Origin of the sequence: Micromonospora sp. DT62, from assembly GCF_049847285.1 — a bacterium.
GTDB classification, from domain to species: domain Bacteria; phylum Actinomycetota; class Actinomycetes; order Mycobacteriales; family Micromonosporaceae; genus Micromonospora; species Micromonospora reichwaldensis.
This window is the reverse complement of record NZ_JBNCOB010000024.1, coordinates 97,540-114,969: the sequence shown is the minus strand read 5'-3', so window position 1 is coordinate 114,969 and position 17,430 is coordinate 97,540. Positions and strand designations below refer to the sequence as shown.

Here is a 17,430-nt window from a genome sequence, read left to right as displayed (position 1 = left end):
GAACGCTCTTACGCATGATCGTGTTCATCAGAAACGCTCCATTCGGGGGTCGGCACCCACACCGAGGGGGATCGGCTATACGCGGGTGCAAGCACCGTCAGGCGCCCATACGAACTCAAGGGGGAATCTCCAGCGAAACCTGGAGCAGAATCTCCGGCGTCGCACCGGAGGAAAGATCAGAGGGTAGATCAGCTCGGCCGTGCCGGCCGGGTGTCCGACCACGTGGGTCGAAAGGGGGGCCGGGCTGTCGTGCGGGGCGGGGGACGCCCTCACGTCGGCCGGACCATGTGTAACCACCGCCGGCCCGCCATCATTCCGGGCCCGGGCCGCCATCTTCGGGGGCGGCGTGACCTCGGCGCGGCGTGGGTCTTGCTCGGTCGTACGCAGGGTGTAACGACCCCACCCCCGCCACGATTCCGCCCCCACGATGCCCCCGGTCACACCCCCGAACCGCACATTCGGCACGTCACGCCACCCCGCTGACGACCCACTCACCCAAACCGCACCGGACAGCCACACGAAACCGGACACCGGTCACAGACAGGGCCACCGGGCCAGAGGGCCACCGGTGGAGATCTTGGTAGAAAACGGCCCTTGGAGGGGCCGTTTCTCGCCAAGATCTCCGGTAGGAGCCGGGCGGACGGACGCGAGAGTGGGCCCTGACGGGGTGTGGCCCGCCGTGCCCGACACAGGGATCAAGCCCGCGGGTGGACTTCCGCGTCCCGGGGGCCGATCGAGGTCGGGGCGGGGTGCCCGCGCCGACTGTGCAGAGCGCCTCGGCGCCCGTACGGATCCCGAGGGCCGACACGACGGGGCCCGGCGGGCGTGGCGGCGCCCGCCGTGGCCGCGCCACCGGCTCAGCGGGACAGGTCGCGGTCGGGCGCCTGCCCGTCCGAGTACGCGCTGCGGTAGATCGTGCCCCGCCCCGTCGGGTCCGGCGCGTGGGGCAGCGGGGCGGGGTCGACGGGCGGGACGGGGTCGACAGCCTCCGCCGTACCGCGCCGCGCCCGGATGATCCGGGAGACCACGAACCAACCGGCGGCCGCCACGCAGGCGACGATGACCACCTTCTGCAACACGCCGGCGTACCCCTCGACCAGGTGCCAGTTGTCGCCGAGCAGGTAGCCGGCCATCACGAAGGTGGTGTTCCAGATCAGGCTGCCGAGCGTCGTGTAGACCGCGAAGGTCAGCACCGGCATCCGCTCCACGCCGGCCGGGATGGAGATCAGGCTGCGGAAGATCGGGATCATCCGGCCGAAGAAGACGGCCTTCACCCCGTGCCGCAGGAACCACTCCTCGGTGCGGTCCACGTCGCTGAGCTTGATCAGCGGCAGCCGCTGCGCGATCGCCCGGACCCGTTCCCGGCCGAGCGCGGCGCCGATCCAGTACAGGGCGAGGGCGCCGAGCAGCGAGCCGAGGGTGGTCCAGAAGATCGCGCTGACCACGCTCATCCGGCCCTGGCCGGCGACGAAGCCGGCCAGCGGCAGGATCACCTCGCTGGGAATCGGCGGGAAGAGGTTCTCCAGGGCGACGGCCAGACCCGCGCCGGGGCCGCCGAGCCGCTCGACCAGGCCGATGACGAAGCCGACCAGCCCGTCCTCGGGCGGCGCGGCCTTTTCGGGGGCGGTGCCGGAGGCGAGCAGGGCGTGCGCGGTACGAATCATGGCCCACACGCTACGAACCGATCCTGGGAATCCGCCAACGGGCCGGCCCCTGCGTCCGGCGGACCGTCCACAGCGGCGGGGGTTCGCACTAGGGTGGCCCCGTGAGGACGCGCACCACGACCGCCGGCGCGGCCCCGGTCCGGGTCGCCGTGTCCCGCGCTGGGGCGGCGGCAGGATGACCGGCCGGCTGGCGCAGCTCTGGCGTTACCCGGTCAAGTCGATGCTGGGTGAGCGGCTACCCGCCGCCGACGTCGGCCCGGCGTGTGTGGCGGGCGACCGGCGGCTGGCCCTGCGGCACCGGGACACCGGGCGGGTGGCCAGCGCGAAGCATCCCCGGCTCTGGCGCGACCTGCTCACGCTCCGCGCGGCCGGCGCCGCACCCGATGAGGTACGGATCACGCTGCCCGACGGGCGGGCCTTGTCCAGCGTGGACCCCGGCGTCGACGACGTGCTGTCCCGGGTGCTCGGCGTCCCGGTGACGCTGATCGACCGGCCGCCCGCCGGGGCGCTCCTGGACCGGGCCGACCCGGACGCGGTGCTGGCGACCGGCCTGGCCGCCGAGGTGCCGGTCGACGCCAACCCGCTCGGGGCGGCGGCGCCGGGCACCTTCTTCGACTTCGCCCCGGTGCACCTGGTCACGACGGCCACCCTGGCCCGGGTGGCCGCCGAGCTTCCGGGCGGCACCGTCGAGGCGGTCCGCTACCGGCCCAACCTCGTGCTCGACGTCGGCGTGGACGGCTTCGCCGAGAACGACTGGGTCGGTCGCGAGCTGCGGGTCGGCCCCGAGCTGGTGCTGCGGGTACTCGCCCCGACCCCGCGGTGCGCGGTGCCGACCCTGGCGCACGGGTCGCTCCCCCGGCAGAGCGAGGCGTTGCGTGTCCCGGCCCGCCTCAACCGGGTCGCGCCGCTGCCGCAGCTCGGCGCGCAGCCGTGCGTGGGCGCGTACGCGCAGGTGGTGCGGGGCGGCCGGGTGGAACAGGGGTCCGCGGTCGAGGTCGGCTGAGCCGGTTCAGTCCTCGTCCTCGTCGTCGTTCGGCGACGGCGTGTCGATCCGGTCGAGCAGGGCGTCGAGTCGGGCCGCCGTGTCGGGCGGGAGCCGCCCCTCCTCGGCCGCCTCGGCGAGGCGCTCCCGCAGCTTCTCGACCCGCTTGGCCCGGTCCTTCTCCTTGCCCCGACTCAGGTCCGCGAGCTTGTCCCGCAGCCCCTCGACCGTCTTGCGGTCGATCTCGCCGCGGGCCTGCGCCCAGGCGAGCACCGCGGCGAACTCGGCGACGAACTGCGGCAGGCCGACCGGGTCGGGCCGCGCGGTCACCGGCGGCGGGGCGGAGGTCCTGGTCGGCGGCGGCGTCGGCCTGGCCGAGGTCGGCTTGCCGGCCGGTGTGCCGGTGGCGGGTGCCGCCGCCGGTGGCGGGCTTCCGCCGTCGCCGATGACGAGCGCCCCGACGAGCCCGACGAGCAGCGCGACGCCGACGGCGACCAGCGCGGTGACGGGCCTGTTGCGCGTGGCCCTCGCGCCGCCGGCCGGGGCGGGACGGCCGGTGCGGGCGACCACGGGATGGCGCCCGCCCGGCGGGGCGGGGTACGGCACCCCCGCGCGGCCGGTGCCGGTGGGGTTCGGGGACGGCGGTGAGCGGTCGATCAGGGTCGGCGGGTGCTCGGCACCTGCCGACGAAGGGGACGTCGCAGACGATGCGCCGGCGGACGGGGCCAGCAGGACGGCCGTGGGCGGGTGGGCCGGCGCCCCCGAAGCGAAGCGGGTGGCGAGCTGGGCCGCGCTCGGCCGGCGCGCCGGGTCGGTGGCCAGGCAGGCCAGGGTCAGCTCGGCGATGTCGGGCGGCAGTCCGGGGACCCGCGGGGGCGGCACCGGCGGGTGCCCGGCGTGCACCTCCAGCGCGTCCTCCCAGGTCTGCACGGGCAGTGGGGCCCGGCCGGTGAGGGTGCGGTAGAGCAGCGCGCCGAGAGCGTAGACGTCGCTGGCCGGGTTCGGCGGCCCCGGCCGCATGCGCTCCGGGGCGAAGTACGCGGGCGTGCCCATCAGCAGTTCGCCGGTCTGCCCCGCCCGCGGGTGGTGCGGCCCGGCGAGCGCGGCGATGCCAAAGTCGAGCACCTTGGCGCCGGTCTCGGTGAGCATCACGTTGCCGGGCTTGACGTCGCGGTGCACCACGCCGATGCGGTGGGCGGCGGCGAGCGCCGCGGCGATCTGACCGGCCATCCGCACGGCCTCCGGCCAGGGCAGCGGCCCAGCGGCGAGCCGGTCGGCGAGGTTGCGCCCCTGCACCAGCTCCATCACCAGGTACGGGACGACGATGCCGCCGTCCAGGGCCGCCTCGCCGTAGTCGTACACCTGGGTGACGTGCGGGTGGGTCAGCCGCGCGGCGGCGCGGGCCTCGCGCTGGATGGTGGCCCGCAGTTGCGGGTCGGTGGCGAACTCCCGGGTGAGGGCCTTGACGGCGACGGGCCGGTGCAGCACCTCGTCGTCGGCGCGCCACACCTCGGACATCCCGCCGAGGCCGATGCGCTCGCGCAGGACGTAGCGGTCGTGCAACCGCAGGGTGGGCGAGAACGGCGACATAGCCGTTCAGTCTGCCCTGCCGGCGGGGTCGGCCACCAGCGCGGTGCCCGGTTACGGGCCGGTCGTCGCGGTCCGGGCGGCGACGACCGGCCCGCACCGATGGTCAGGAGCAGCGGGTGCGGTGGGCGACCGGCCCGCAGCGACGGTCAGGAGCAGCGCGGCGTGGCGGCGACCGGCGGCGGCTGGATGCGGTCGGCGAGCCGCCGCAGGACGCCGGCGGCGGCCAGCCGGGTGGGGGCGAGTCGCGCGACGCGGGGCCGCTCCGGGCGGACGGGGGCGTCCGGCCGGGCGGAGTTGACGTGTCGGGTCACCGCGTCGACGGCGAGGACGAAGCCGGTGGGCTGTTCCATGGTCAGCTCCCTGGGACGGGTCCGGTGGAGGACCGGACGACGAGTGCGGTGGGCAGCAGGACGTGGCCGGCCGCCGGGTCGGCGGGCGGGTCGAGCAGGAGTCGGGCGGCGATGCGCCCCTTCTCCTCGGCTGGTTGCCGCACGGTGGTGAGGCCGGCGGTGGCGGCCTCGGCGATGTCGTCGAAGCCGGTGACGGACACGGGCGGCCGGCCGTCCTCGGCGAGCGCGTCGAGGACGCCGAGGGCGAGCACGTCCGCGCAGGCCAGGACCGCCGTGGGCGGTTCGGGGGCGGCGAGGGCGGCGGCGACGGCCGTGGCGCCCGCCGACCGGCTGTTGTCGGTGGCGGCGAGCACGGTCAGCTCGGACCAGGCGACGCCGACCTCGGCGAAGGCGTCGGCGAACCCGGCCAGCCGCGCCCGGGTCGTCGGGTGGGCGACGTCGGCCACGTCGGCGAGGCGCAGTTCGCCCGGCGCCGCGCCGGGGCGCACGGCGTCGCCGAGCAGGGCGACCCGCCGGTGCCCGAGCCCCGCCACGTGGGCGGCGACGGCCCGGGCGGCGGCCCGCTCGTCGATGCCGACGTAGCGGTCGTCGGGGCCGGCGTCGTCGCGGGGGGCGGTCGTGACGACGGGCAGGCCGCGCTCGCGGAGCACGTCGACGACCCAGCCCTCGTCGCCGACGCAGTAGACGCAGAAGCCGTCGACGGCGGCGTTCTCCACCGCCCGCCGCGCGGCGGGCTCGTCGGCCGGCAGCGGCACGAGCAGCAGGCTGGTGCCGTGCCGCTCGGCAGCCTCGGCGACGCCGGCCAGGAAGCGGACCGCGAAGGGGTCGGTGAAGGCGTACGACAGTCGCGACTCGAAGAGCACTCCGATGGCGCCCACGTACCCGCGCCGCAGCGACCGGGCGGTGGGGTTGGGGCCGGGGTAGCCGAGCTGCCGGGCGGCGTCCAGGATCCGCTGGCGCAGGGCGGCGGAGAGTTGGTCGGGCCGGCTGTAGGCGTTGGAGACGGTGCTGCGGGACACGCCGACGGCGTCCGCGACGGCTTGCAGGGTCGGCTTCACCGCGCCCCTCTCTGTATCGATTCAGACTGGATCGATACAGAGACTAGGCGGAGCGGGCCGCCCTCGTCAACGCCGCAGGCGGCGATCCGGCTCGGGAGCGCGCACGACAGGAACACCGACGCGACCCACCACGCCGCGACCCGGCCACGGTGATGCCGCGCAGCAGCGCGGGGCGACGTCGAGGGTGATGCCGCGCAGCAGCGCGGGGCGACGTCGAGGGTGATGCCGCGCAGCAGCGCCGGCCCGGACCGCGGTGGTCCGGGCCGGCGGGCGCGCAGGCGCGCGGTCAGCCCTTGCGGGCCACCCCGCCGTACATGCTGACCTCGGCCGCCGCCGGGCGGGGCTGCGGCGCGTCCTCGGCACGCCACTCGGCGACCGACGCGACGCCGGGTTCCATCAGCTCCAGCCCGTCGAAGAACCGGGTGAACTCGGCCCGGGTGCGCAGGTTGATCAGGCCGTGCGGGCTGCCGCCCCGGGCCGCCGCCTTCGCCTCCTGCGCCACGTGCGGGGGGAGGTAGTCGTGGGTGGCGTGCGAGGCCGCCAGGTAGCTGCCCGGCGGCAGCGCGTCGAGCAGCCGCGTGACCACGGCGTACGGGTCGTCGTCGTCGCCGACGAAGTGCAGGATCGCGACCAGCATCAGGGCCACCGGCCGGGACAGGTCGATGGTGCGCAGCAGATCGGGGTGACGCAGGATCCGCTCCGGGTCGCGCAGGTCGGCGTCGATGTAGGCGGTGGCGCCCTCGGGCGAGCTGGTCAGCAGCGCCCGGGCGTGCGCGAGCACGATCGGGTCGTTGTCGACGTAGACCACCCGCGACTCGGGGGCGATCGCCTGCGCGACCTCGTGGGTGTTGTCGGCGGTCGGAATGCCGGTGCCGATGTCGAGGAACTGGCGGATGCCCTCCTCCCGGGCGAGGTGCCGCACGGCCCGCTGGAGGAAACGGCGGTTCTCCAGCGCGGCGGTGCGGATGGTCGGGAAAGACGCCGCCACCATGTCGCCGGAGTCCCGGTCGGCCTGGAAGTTGTCCTTGCCACCGAGCCAGTAGTTGTACCGGCGCGCGGGGTGGGCCACCGAGGTGTCGATGCGGTCGCTCGGGTGGGCGGGGCCGGTCGTCGTACCCGGGGCATCGGTGGTCAAGGCAGCCTCCACGACTCTGCGCCACCCGCGACCGGGGGCGTCCGTCCACTGTCGCCGGTCGGCGACCATGGTAGCCGCACCGCCGTCCGGGCGAGGCCCCGCCGGGATCACCCCGGGTAGAGGTCGTCCAGGATCCCGCCGAGGATCTCCGGCGTACGCTCCGGCGGCTCGGCCTCCACGCAGAGCCGTTCCATCGCGACCGCGTAGTAGTCGAGGTCGTCGCGCTTGTCGAGGTAGAGCGCGCTGGTGAGCTGTTCGATGTAGACGATGTCGGGCAGTTCCCGGTCACCGAAGCGCAGGATGGTGAAGGCCCCGCCCGCGGCGGCGTGCCCACCGGCGGCGAACGGGATGACCTGGAGCCGGATGTTCGGCGACTTGGTGGCCTCGATCAACGCCGCCACCTGCTCGCGCATCACCCGTGGGCCACCGATCGGCCGGCGCAGCGCGGCCTCGTCCACCACCGCCCAGAGCTGCGGCGGGTTCTCGCGGTACAGCAACCGCTGCCGCTGCATGCGCAGTGCGACCCGACGCTCGATCTCCGCCGGTGCGGCCCGGCCGTGCCCGAGCAGCACCACCGCCCGGGCGTACTCCCGGGTCTGGAGCAGGCCGGGGACGAACTGGACCTCGTAGCTGCGGATGAGCGCGGCGGCCGCCTCCAGCCCGAGGTACGACTGGAACCAGTTCGGCAGCACGTCGCCGTAGCGGTGCCACCAGCCCGGGCTGTTGGCGTCGCGGGCGAGCTTGAGCAGCGCCTCCCGCTCCTCGGACGCGGTGACGCCGTAGAGGGTGAGCAGGTCCGCGACGTCGCGTTCCTTGAAGCCGACCCGGCCCAGCTCCATCCGGCTGATCTTCGACTCGGAGGCGCGGATCTCCCAGCCGGCGCCCTCCCGGGTCACCCCGCTGGACTCGCGCAGCCGACGCAGTTGGGCGCCGAGCAGCATGCGCAGCACGGTCGGGCCGGTCCCTGGACCGCCCTCGGCGGGACCCATCGTCACAGCCGACCTCCACATGCCGGTTCGTGCCGACCGGGTGCCCTCGCGCGGCCGACGTGTAAGCATGCCATGAACCGTGAGTGAGGTGAACTTCTTCGGTGCGGACAATTCGTCCCGGTCGGCGGGACGCGGTCAGGCGATCAGGTTGTCGAAGTCCCCGTCGCGCGCGCCGAGCACGAAGGCGGCGATCTCGTCCACCGTGTAGATCAACGCCGGCCCCTCCGGGTGCCGGGAGTTGCGCAGGGCGATGCCGGCGCCGCCGGGCAGTTCGGCCAGCTCGACGCAGTTGCCGCTGGGATTGCTCCGGCGGCTCTTCTGCCAGGCGAGCGGGGGCAGCTGGGTGGTGGGAACGCCGTTCGGAGGCTGCTGCATGGACGTCTTTCTCTCGCGAGCCCCGCGATGCCGGGCAGCGGTGCCTGATGAGGGGGCACGATATCGACGAAGGGCTTCCTGCACGTGCATCTGCTATTGCATCTGCACCGGACAGCGAGCATGATAACGCACGTGGACAGTGCCCATCTGTTCACTCTGAGTCACCCGACCTGGGGCTGCCACCAGGACGGACGGGGCCCGACACGCGGGCGCGGACCGCCGCGCGCGGGGGCCGGCGGCAACGTGCTGATGGGAGGTCTCGTGCCGGATCCGTTGACCATCGCGTCCGGCATCTGTGCCGCCGGGGCACTCGTCACCTCCTGGCAGCTGCGGCGCCGCGCGATCCAGGCCGAGGTCGAGATCAGGCACCTCCAGGCCGAGCTCGCCGCCGAGCGGCACGCCGCCAGCCACGACCCCCTGACGGGCCTGCCCAACCGCCGCGCCTTCTACCGCCTGGCCGCCACGCTGCTCACCGACGCGGCCGGGCAGCCGCTGATCGCCGTGGTGCTCGACCTCGACGACTTCAAGCAGATCAACGACCGCTACGGCCACGCCGCCGGCGACCAGGTGCTGGTCAGCGTCGCCCAACGGCTCGCCGCCTTCGCCGGGGACAACCTGGTCGCCCGGCTCGGCGGCGACGAGTTCGCCGGGCTGCTGGCCAGCCCCACGATCGACCGGCGGTGGATCGAGCACGCCACCCGGCGGCTCTGCGACAGCCTCGCCGCGCCGATCCCGCTGGGCGGGCTCCACGTCCGGGTGACCGCCTCCGTCGGGCTCGCGCCCGTCACCGGGCCCGCGCAGCTCACCGAGGCGCTCGACCGGGCCGACGCCGCCATGTACCAGGCCAAGAGCCTCGGAGTGGCCCGCCCGCCCCGGCAACTCGTCGACAGCGCCCACCTGGCGGAGTGCTGAGCGCGCAGGCCCACGCCAGCGGACCGCCGGTCGGGACACGACGCGTTTCGACGTGTCTCGCGCGGGTTGCCGGGTATGCCGGCGGGGTCAGCGCCGCACCGGCCGAGGGAGGAACACCGTGGCGAGCATCCGGGCCCTGGTCCTGAACTGCACCCTCAAGCGGTCGCCCGCCCCGTCGAGCGCCGAGGTGCTCGGGCGCGAGGTGCTCGACGCCCTCGCCGACCAGGGCGTGGACGGCGACCTGGTCCGGGTCGTCGACCACGACGTGCGCTTCGGCGTCTCCACCGACGAGGGCGACGGCGACGGCTGGCCGGTCGTCCGGTCCAGGCTGATGGCCGCGCAGATCCTCGTCATCGCCACGCCGATCTGGCTCGGTCAGCCGTCCGCCGTGTGCAAGATGGTCCTCGAACGGCTCGACGCCGAGCTCTCCGAGACCGACGCCGAGGGCCGGCTGCTCACCTACGGCAAGGTGGGCGGGGTCGCGGTCGTCGGCAACGAGGACGGCGCGCACCACACCATCGGCGAGGTCCAGCAGGCCCTCAACGAGGTCGGCTTCACCTGCCCCGCGGCGGGCGCCACCTACTGGGTCGGCGAGGCGCTGCACAAGGTGGACTACATCGACGCCCGACCCAAGCCCGACACCACGGGACGCACCACCAAGGCGTTGGCGCTCAACAGCGCTCACCTGGCCCGGCTGCTGGCCGGGCAGCCGTACCCGCCGCCGGACACCCGCGACGCCGGGATCGGCCCGAGCCGCAAGCCGGCCTGACGGGTCAGCGCCAGCCGTAGCCGGCGCGCAGGGCCCGCCCGACCCGGTCGAAACGGGCCCGGTCCAACACCGCGCCCTCCCGGCGGATGCCGTCCTCCCGCATGGTCAGCACCCGGTCCAGCCGCACCCAGCTCGGCCGGTTGTCCCGGTCCCACTCGCCCGGACCGAGCGCCAGCCAGTGCCGCTGCCCGTCGCGCTCGCTCTGACTGGACAGCATCAGCCCGAACAGCGTCCGGCTGTGCCGGCCCACCACCAGCACGGGGCGGTCCTTGCCCTGACGCGGGTCGTCCTCGTACTGCACCCAGGTCCAGACGATCTCGCCCGGATCGGCGTGCCCGTCGAGCTCCGGGGCGTACGCCAACTGCCGGCGCTGCAACGCCGCGACCTGGCGGGGGCGGGCGACCTGCGCCGGGCCCGGCCCGGGCCGGCGCGGCGACGGGATCACCTGGCCGATACGGGCCGCCACACTCCTGAGAAGACCTGCCACGACCGGCAGCCTATCCCCCACCGGGGCCGCCCGCCCGGGCGGGACAATCCGGTGGACCGGGCCCGGACGATCGGCCAGGATCGGCGCCATGCAGGTCCCCGTCCACCAGGTTCGCGCCCGCTTCACCGCCGACACCGTGACCGTGTACCAGGCGTACCCGCCGGAGATCGCCGGCCCGGCGCTGGCCGCCGGCCGATTCGTGCCGCCGTTCAAGCGGGAACGGATGACCTGGATCAAGCCGTCGTTCCGCTGGATGATGTACCGCTGCGGCTGGGGCACGAAGCCCGGGCAGGAGCGGGTGCTGGCCGTCGAGATCACCCGCGCCGGCTTCGAGTGGGCGCTGACCCACTCGTGCCTGAGCAGCTTCGAGCGCGACCACCACCAGGACCGGGAGGACTGGTCGCGACGGCTGCGGGCCAGCCCGGTGCGGGTGCAGTGGGACCCGGAACGGTCGCTGCGCCTGGCCCCGCTGCCGCACCGGTCCCTACAGGTGGGGCTCTCCGGCGAGGCGGTGCGCCGGTACGTCGACGAGTGGCTGGTCGGTCTCACCGACGTGACCCCGACCGCCCACGCGGTGCGCGTGGCGCTCGACGCCGGCGACGACACCGCCGCCGGGGCGCTGCTGCCCCCGGAGCGCCCGTACCCGCTGCCGCCCGACGTGGCCGCCGTGATCGGCGCGACGGCGGAGCCGTGAGCCGGATCGACGGGGCGACGCCGTACCCCCCGCGACGTGCTTGACTGGGGCGTCGGTGCCGGCATGGACGGAGGCGGTGGCGGGTGGTCTTCGAGGCACGGACGCGGAGCCTGGCCGCGCCGTCGACGGCGGTCCGCCCGGGCGCCCGCCCCCGGCGGCGGGTCGCGGGCGCTGCGGCCGTCGCCCTGATCCTGCTGGCCGGCGCGACCGGTTGCACCGGCAGCGGGCGTTCGCAGCCGCCGCCGGCCGGCGCCGCGTCCGCCACCGCCGCGACGGGTCCGTCCCCCACGCCGGCCGCGCCGGCGGTCGAGGTCCGCGACGACCTGGCGGGCCTGTTCCGGCAGGCCGGCCTCCGGGGCACCTTCGTGATGTACGACGTGACGGCCGGGCGCGTCGTCATGGTCGACCGGGCGCGGGCCGAGCGGCGGTTCGTTCCCGGCTCGACGTTCAAGATCGCGCACAGCCTGATCGCGCTGGAGACCGGCGTGGTGCGCGACGAGCGGGAGAAGGTCCCCTACGGCGGTCGGCCGCAGCGCGTCGCCGCCTGGGAGCGGGACATGGGGCTGCACGACGCGGTCCGGGTCTCCAACGTGCCGGTGTTCCAGGAGCTGGCCCGCCGCATCGGGCCGGACCGGGAGCGGGAGTGGCTGCACCGGCTCGGCTACGGCAACGGCGAGGTCGGGCCGGCCGTGGACCGGTTCTGGTTGGACGGGCCGCTGGAGATCTCGGCCGACGAGCAGGCGCGGTGGCTGGCCCGGCTGGCCCGGGGCGAGCTGCCGGCTGACCGGGGGCACCAGGGCACGGTTCGGGACATCCTGCGCCTGGAGCGCACCGCCGAGTACGCCCTCCACGGCAAGACCGGCTGGACGGACGCCACCGATCCGGGCACGGGATGGTGGGTCGGCTGGGTCGAGCGCGGCGACCGGGTGTACTGCTTCGCGCTGAACGTGGACGTCCACACGGACGGCGACGCCGACAAGCGCCTGCCGTTGGGCCGGCAGCTGCTGCACCGCCTCGGCGCCCTGCCCGCCCCCTGACCGTCCGCCCACCGTCGCGACGACCCGCGGCCAGGGGGCGGATCCCCTGGCAGGGTGTCGAACAGGTCGCCGGCGCGGTGGAAAGTCGGTTGCCGCAGACGGTCGGCTCCGCAATGGTGTCGTCCATGACGTTCTGACGGGCAGCATCCCCATCGCCGAGGCGCGCGGCACCGACCGGTGTCGTGGTGCCGTCCGTCCATGCCGTTCCCGCGAGAAGCGAGCGTCCTTGTCTCCGCACCAGTCCCTGCCGCAGTCCACCCCGGCCACCGTCACCGTGTTCGCCTCCCCCACGAGCTGGATCGAGTCCGAGGCCCTGACGCAGTGCCGGCAGGTGGCCGCCCTCCCCGGCATGATCCACGTCGCCGCCATGCCGGACCTGCACCCGGGCAAGGGTGCTCCCATCGGCGCCGCCATGGCGTCGACCGTGCTGTACCCGTTCCTGGTGGGCTCCGACATCGGCTGCGGCATCGCCGTGTTCCCCATCCGGCTCAGGCGTGCCGTGCCGGAGCGGCTCGCCGCCCGGTTCCCCGACCTCGACCGCCCCCTCGACCCCGAGCGGGACACCGACGACCCCGCCTGGGCCGTCGTGGCGGGCGACATCCCCGCGGGTCACGTCGACGGGCTCGGGACGGTCGGTCGGGGCAACCACTTCGTCGAGCTGGCGCGTGTCGACACCGTCTTCGAGCCGGGCCACGCGAGCCGGCTCGGGCTCGACGCGGGCGACCTCGTACTCATCGTCCACACCGGCTCCCGGGGCCTGGGCGAGCGGATCCTGCGGGCGCACACCGAGGCCCACGGCGCGGGGCCCGCCCCTGATCCCGCCGCCTACCTGGCGGCGCACGACGACGCCGTACGGTGGGGCTCGCTCAACCGGCGGCTGCTGGCCGCCCGGGTCGCCCACGCCCTGGGGGCCGAGCCCACCGAGCCCGTCGTCGACCAGTGCCACAACCTGGTGGAGGTCCACGACGGGGTCTACCTGCACCGCAAGGGCGCGGCGCCGGGCGACGGCCGCGACGTGCTCGTCGCCGGCACCCGGGGCACCGCCTCCTACCTCGTGGCCGCCCACGCCGGTCCGGACGCCAACCACTCGGTGGCGCACGGCGCGGGCCGCAAGATGTCCCGCGCCGACGCCCTGCGGCGCAGCCGGGCCAAGCACACCGTCGAGGAACTGCGGCGCACCCCGGTGGGGTCGCTGGTGGTGTGCGGCGACCGCCAACTGCTCTTCGAGGAGGCGCCCACGGCCTACAAGCGCATCGAACGCGTGATCACGGATCTCGTCGACCACGACCTGGCCACGCCCGTGGCCACCACGGTCCCCCTGGTCACCTACAAGACGCCCGACGCCGGGTCCACCACCCGGTCCGACCGCCGTGACGACCGCCGCAAGCGGGGCCGGGCATGAGCCTGCACCTGCTCGTGTCCGCCGGGCGTGGCCCGCAGGAGTGTGCCTGGGCGCTGGCCCGGCTGCTGCACCGCCTGGAGTCCGAGGCCGCCCGACAGGGCCTGACGACCCACCGGGTCCACACCGTGCCCGGCGAACGGCCCGACACCTACCGGTCGGCACTGATCCGGATCTCCGGCGCCGGCGCCGAGGCGTTCGCCGCCTCGTGGACCGGCACCCTGTGCTGGCAGGCCCCCAGCCCCTACCGGGCGAGCACCGGCCGGAAGAACTGGTACGTCGTCGCCCGACCGTGCCAGACCGACAGCCCGACCACGGCGTTCGCGGAGGCGGACGTCGACATCGTGGCCTGCCGTACGGGCGGTCCCGGCGGCCAGCACCGGAACAAGGCCAGCACGGCGGTACGGGCGACCCACCGCCCGTCGGGCATCGTCGTGGTGGTCGACACCGAACGGCAGTTCAGCCTCAACCGGCGGCTCGCCATCCAGTTGCTGCGACAGCGGATCGCACGCGACGACGAGACCGCCGAGCGCGCCGCCGTCACGGCCAGGTGGCGCATCCACGACGAACTCGTCCGCGGCGATCCCACCCGCGTCGAACGCCCGGAACCGTCGGGGCCGGAGGCGGGCCCACCGCAGCGGACGCGCCGGGGGCGCTCACCCCGCCGCCGGGACGCGTCAGCCTCGTGAACGGCGGGAGCCGGCCGCCGTCGGCACCGTCACCCGCACACGCTCCTCCTCCGGGCGGCTGTCGATGTCGTCGAGCTGCGCGCGGATGGTCCTCCGCAGCTCGTCGTAGTCGCGGAAGTGGTGGTCGTTGAACAGCGTGTAGCCGGTCCACATCAGGTTGGCGCACACCCGCGCCGGCACCCGGCCGGTCGCCGCGCCCATGCCGACCAGCGCCACCGACGCGATGCTGCCCGGCTCCCTCTCGTTCTGCGTGTGGATGGCCTGGAACGCGGCGGCGCAGGCCAGCGCCACGTTGAGCGTCTCGCTGACGTCCTGCGCCGACTGCTCCATGGTCGGGGTCGAGATCAGGAACCTGGGGTTGGTGGCCCCCGACGGCACGCAGACGGCGCTGCCCACCGGCATCGCCGCGCCGAACTGGTCGCGGATCGCCCGCTGGACGCGCAGCTGGATCCCCGCCCCGAGATGCCGCTTGACGACCGCGTCGACGCCGCCGTCCATCCGCCCCCGGGAGTTGGTCGGGCTGACCCAGGCGTCGGCCTGCCGGGTGAGGATCGATCCCTTGTGGATCTCGACCTCGGGGGTGTCGGCGAACGCCGCCCGCCACGCCTGCACCACCTTCGCGTTGACGTCCGTCAGCACCACCCTGAGCAGCGGCTTCTCGCGGTCGAGGGTCATGGTTCACTCCGGTGGGAAGGGGGTTGTCTCCGACGTGGAGCACGCTATCTCCGCCCACCGACAACCTTCCGCGTCGCGCCACGCACGGCGCCCGGCACCGGAACCGCCGGCGCTGGGGGGCCGCGCCGGTCGCCGGTGCCGTAACTGTCGCCCGCTGGCGGCAGAATGCCCCCACCTCGATCACCCGTGCCGTCGGACCGGCACGGCCCGCCACTCCGGGAGCCCGCGATGAGCGACACCACCGCCCCCACCCCGCCCGACCCGAACGACCCGCTGGCCCTCGCCGATCTGTTCACCGGCGGCGGCGAGCCGTGGCTGCCGCTGGTCAAGCCGGTCGTCGAGGCGCAGCCGGACGCCGCCACCTTCATCGGCCCGGGCCGCAGCCCGATGGTCGTGCCCGTGCGGGAACTGACCTTCCAGGCGCTCAAGCCCCACCCGCCGCACAAGTGGAAGGTCGTCGTCTTCGGGCAGAACCCGTACCCGCGTAGCGAGAGCGCCACCGGCATCGCCATGTTCGACAACACCTTCCACGACTGGAACGACAGCCAGTTCGGCAGGGTCGTCACCATCCGCTGCATCATCAAGGCGGCGGCGATGTGGAAGCACGGCATCGCCAAGAAGACGCCGATCGCCGACATCCGTGCCCTGCTGCGCGAGCACGACACGGTGCAGCCACCGGAGTGGTTCCAGGCGATGCTCACCCAGGGCGTGCTGCTGTTGAACGCGGCGCTCACCGCCAGCGGCGACGGGGCGATGGCCACCGACCGGCACACCGCGTTCTGGCGGCCGGTCGTCGAGGCCCTGGTCGAGGAGATCCTGAAGGCCAAGCAGCACGCCGACGAGGAGGACCGGGGCGTGGTGTTCGCGTGGTGGGGTGCGCACGCGCGCAGCCTCAAGCGGGTGGTGCAGCGGCTCGAGAAGAAGTACCCGGACGTGGAGGTCCGCCACCTCGACCACCCCAATCCGGCGGCGCAGGGCGACATCTTCTGCGACGGGAACCACTTCGCCGACGTCAACGAGGCGCTCAGGACGCTGGGCGCCGACGAGATCGACTGGCTGCCCCGCAAGGGATGGAGCGGGTCGGCGGCGCACGCGGGCGGCGCCGACGCGGGCACGGCCGAGCGCATGGGGGCGTTCATCGCCTCCACGATGGAGTTGCACAAGCTCTACCTCGAGCGGCTCGCCAGCGTCAAGGACGAGGGGCTGGCCCTTCCCGCGATCACCGGCGTGGCCGACACCCCGCTGATGGACTTCCGTGCGGCCGTCGCCCCGGTGGCCGCGCTGCTGCCCGGGCTCGACTGGCACGTCGAGCAGTCACACCGGTTCGGCGAGAAGCAGGTGGACGGCGCGGCGGACGGCCTCTCCGTCGACGAGGTCGCGGCCCTCTACCTCTACACCTGCGAGTCGGCTTTCTACCGGCAGATCAACGCCACGCTGCGCCACCCGGACCGCGGCCGGATCGTCCCGTACCTGCCGTACCTGCGGCTGTTGTTCTCGGCCGTGTCACGGCTCCCGGCCCGCACGGAGCCGCTGTGGCGCGGGGTGTCGCTGGACCTGCGGGCGCAGTACCCGCTCGGGCAGACCGTGACGTGGTGGGGCGTCTCGTCGTGCACGTCGAAGCTCGGCGTGGCCCAGGCGTTCCTCGGCGGCCGCGGCAAGCGAACGCTCTTCGAGGTGCTGCCCGTGCGGGCCGTGGGCATCCGGCGGTTCTCCGCCTTCACCGGCGAGGAGGAGGTCATCCTGGCCCCCGGCACGCAGCTCACGGTGACCGACGTGAAGACGGAGCGCAACGGCCTGTGCACCGTCCGGCTGACGGAGTTGGCCGAGGAGCGCATGGTGGCGTGAGCGGCGGCCGCTACCTGAGACAGGCGAGGAGTTGGCGGTAGGCCTCGTCCTCGCTGCCGTGCTCGCTGCGCACCACCCTGGTCCCGGGCCGGGCGGCGACGACGGCGAGCAGCCGGTCGTACATCGCCGCCAGCTCGGTGGTCCCGCCATGCCGGTCGAGCAGGCGCTGGGCGTCGAGATGCGCCGGATCCGTGGAGGTACGGCTGCGTTCGGCGAATCGCCACAGCGCGTTCTCCTTGCCGTCGAGCAGGACGATCTCGTGGAACCGGGCGCCGGTGTCGTGCGCCACGCGCTCGGCCTGTTCGATGAACTCGGGACGGCCGAGGAACTGCGGAATGATCACGTCGTAGTGGCCGGCCAGGTGTGCCCGGGCCGCCGCCAGCGCGACGGCGCGGGCGAGGAGGCCGGCGGGGCCAGCGTGATCACGCCACCGCCCGATGAGGTCACGGATCCGGTCGATGTCGAGGTCGAGCGCGAGGGGGTGGTCCTCGACGTACCTGCGGGCCAGCGTCGACTTGCCGCAGCCGGGTGGCCCGTTGAGCACGATCAGGCGCGGCGCCGACGCGGCAGCCGGCTGGGCCTGGGTCACGACACGCCTCCTCGCTCGGCCCGACGCCGCCGGGAGGCGCCGCCCGTACGGACGTCCACGATGGTACGTCCACGGGCCGGAGCCCACGTGCGGCGCGGGGCGGGCCCCGGGTGGGCGGGGCGGCCCCCGCCCCCCCCCCCCGGGGGAGGGGGTCTACAGGCTCGGGGGGGCCCGGGCCGCGCCCGGCGGCA

Annotated in this window: 18 protein-coding genes; 8 read left to right on the top strand and 10 right to left on the bottom strand. The window is 74.6% G+C overall.

The genetic code is table 11. The features are described 5' to 3' along the window. Positions 1–857: 857 nt before the first annotated feature. Complete coding sequence (locus ACPXCB_RS25935; RefSeq protein WP_425878242.1) at positions 858–1,664, bottom strand: DedA family protein; 807 nt, start codon at positions 1,662–1,664, stop codon at positions 858–860. Between the two features lie 175 nt (positions 1,665–1,839). Between ACPXCB_RS25935 and ACPXCB_RS25930 the strand changes: the two genes are divergently transcribed. Next, on the top strand, positions 1,840–2,667 hold the full coding sequence (locus ACPXCB_RS25930) for an MOSC domain-containing protein (protein WP_425878240.1): 828 nt from the start codon (positions 1,840–1,842) through the stop codon (positions 2,665–2,667). Between the two features lie 6 nt (positions 2,668–2,673). Here the strand turns inward: ACPXCB_RS25930 and ACPXCB_RS25925 are convergent, their stop codons facing one another. The 6 genes from ACPXCB_RS25925 to ACPXCB_RS25900 all read right to left on the bottom strand — a co-directional run bounded on the left by ACPXCB_RS25925 (position 2,674) and on the right by ACPXCB_RS25900 (position 8,143). Beyond that, complete coding sequence (locus tag ACPXCB_RS25925; protein ID WP_425878238.1) at positions 2,674–4,236, bottom strand: serine/threonine-protein kinase; 1,563 nt, start codon at positions 4,234–4,236, stop codon at positions 2,674–2,676. Positions 4,237–4,382: 146 nt separating this feature from the next. Beyond that, positions 4,383–4,586, bottom strand: a complete 204-nt coding sequence (locus tag ACPXCB_RS25920; RefSeq protein WP_425878237.1) for a hypothetical protein — start codon at positions 4,584–4,586, stop codon at positions 4,383–4,385. Positions 4,587–4,588: 2 nt separating this feature from the next. Further along, positions 4,589–5,644 (bottom strand): LacI family DNA-binding transcriptional regulator, encoded by a 1,056-nt coding sequence (locus ACPXCB_RS25915; RefSeq protein ID WP_425878235.1) that lies wholly within the window; start codon positions 5,642–5,644, stop codon positions 4,589–4,591. Between the two features lie 286 nt (positions 5,645–5,930). Beyond that, a complete protein-coding gene (locus tag ACPXCB_RS25910; RefSeq protein WP_425878234.1) occupies positions 5,931–6,779 on the bottom strand; it encodes an SAM-dependent methyltransferase in 849 nt (282 codons plus the stop codon). 107 nt (positions 6,780–6,886) lie between these two features. Next, positions 6,887–7,768 carry a helix-turn-helix domain-containing protein gene (locus ACPXCB_RS25905; protein ID WP_425878246.1) on the bottom strand — a complete coding sequence of 294 codons (882 nt, stop codon included), beginning with the start codon at positions 7,766–7,768 and terminating at the stop codon, positions 6,887–6,889. Between the two features lie 135 nt (positions 7,769–7,903). After that, a complete protein-coding gene (locus ACPXCB_RS25900) occupies positions 7,904–8,143 on the bottom strand; it encodes a DUF397 domain-containing protein (RefSeq protein ID WP_132240226.1) in 240 nt (79 codons plus the stop codon). 261 nt (positions 8,144–8,404) lie between these two features. Here ACPXCB_RS25900 and ACPXCB_RS25895 point away from each other — a divergent pair, with 261 nt between their 5' ends. Together ACPXCB_RS25895 and ACPXCB_RS25890 are read left to right on the top strand one after the other, a co-directional pair. Then, positions 8,405–9,055 carry a GGDEF domain-containing protein gene (locus ACPXCB_RS25895; protein ID WP_425878232.1) on the top strand — a complete coding sequence of 217 codons (651 nt, stop codon included), beginning with the start codon at positions 8,405–8,407 and terminating at the stop codon, positions 9,053–9,055. Between the two features lie 118 nt (positions 9,056–9,173). Next, on the top strand, positions 9,174–9,824 hold the full coding sequence (locus ACPXCB_RS25890) for a flavodoxin family protein (RefSeq protein ID WP_425878230.1): 651 nt from the start codon (positions 9,174–9,176) through the stop codon (positions 9,822–9,824). Positions 9,825–9,828: 4 nt separating this feature from the next. On the opposite strand, the gene ACPXCB_RS25885 is transcribed toward ACPXCB_RS25890, so the two are convergent. Beyond that, the gene (locus ACPXCB_RS25885; protein WP_425878229.1) at positions 9,829–10,311 is read right to left on the bottom strand and encodes a type II toxin-antitoxin system PemK/MazF family toxin; all 483 of its coding nucleotides are present in this window, start codon (positions 10,309–10,311) and stop codon (positions 9,829–9,831) included. Positions 10,312–10,399: 88 nt separating this feature from the next. On the opposite strand from ACPXCB_RS25885, the gene ACPXCB_RS25880 reads away from it, so the two are divergent. The 4 genes from ACPXCB_RS25880 (at position 10,400) to prfH (ending at position 14,130) form a co-directional block, all read left to right on the top strand. Beyond that, a complete protein-coding gene (locus tag ACPXCB_RS25880) occupies positions 10,400–11,005 on the top strand; it encodes a DUF4291 domain-containing protein (RefSeq protein WP_425878228.1) in 606 nt (201 codons plus the stop codon). 83 nt (positions 11,006–11,088) lie between these two features. Next, the gene (gene blaOXA, locus ACPXCB_RS25875; protein WP_425878227.1) at positions 11,089–12,042 is read left to right on the top strand and encodes a class D beta-lactamase; all 954 of its coding nucleotides are present in this window, start codon (positions 11,089–11,091) and stop codon (positions 12,040–12,042) included. Between the two features lie 226 nt (positions 12,043–12,268). After that, entirely contained in the window at positions 12,269–13,444 is a 1,176-nt protein-coding gene (locus ACPXCB_RS25870) for an RNA ligase RtcB family protein (protein ID WP_425878226.1), read from the top strand. Then, positions 13,441–14,130, top strand: coding sequence for a peptide chain release factor H (prfH, locus tag ACPXCB_RS25865; RefSeq protein ID WP_425878224.1), 690 nt, complete (start codon positions 13,441–13,443; stop codon positions 14,128–14,130). Before ACPXCB_RS25870 ends, prfH begins: the two co-directional genes overlap by 4 nt. Here prfH and ACPXCB_RS25860 read toward each other — a convergent pair. Next, positions 14,119–14,805, bottom strand: a complete 687-nt coding sequence (locus ACPXCB_RS25860; RefSeq protein WP_425878223.1) for a macro domain-containing protein — start codon at positions 14,803–14,805, stop codon at positions 14,119–14,121. The two genes, prfH and ACPXCB_RS25860, sit on opposite strands and share 12 nt — an antisense overlap. 228 nt (positions 14,806–15,033) lie before the next feature. Between ACPXCB_RS25860 and ACPXCB_RS25855 the strand changes: the two genes are divergently transcribed. Continuing rightward, the gene (locus ACPXCB_RS25855; RefSeq protein ID WP_425878222.1) at positions 15,034–16,650 is read left to right on the top strand and encodes an ADP-ribosyltransferase domain-containing protein; all 1,617 of its coding nucleotides are present in this window, start codon (positions 15,034–15,036) and stop codon (positions 16,648–16,650) included. 10 nt (positions 16,651–16,660) lie between these two features. Here the strand turns inward: ACPXCB_RS25855 and ACPXCB_RS25850 are convergent, their stop codons facing one another. After that, entirely contained in the window at positions 16,661–17,239 is a 579-nt protein-coding gene (locus tag ACPXCB_RS25850) for an AAA family ATPase (RefSeq protein ID WP_425878221.1), read from the bottom strand. Positions 17,240–17,430: the final 191 nt, after the last annotated feature.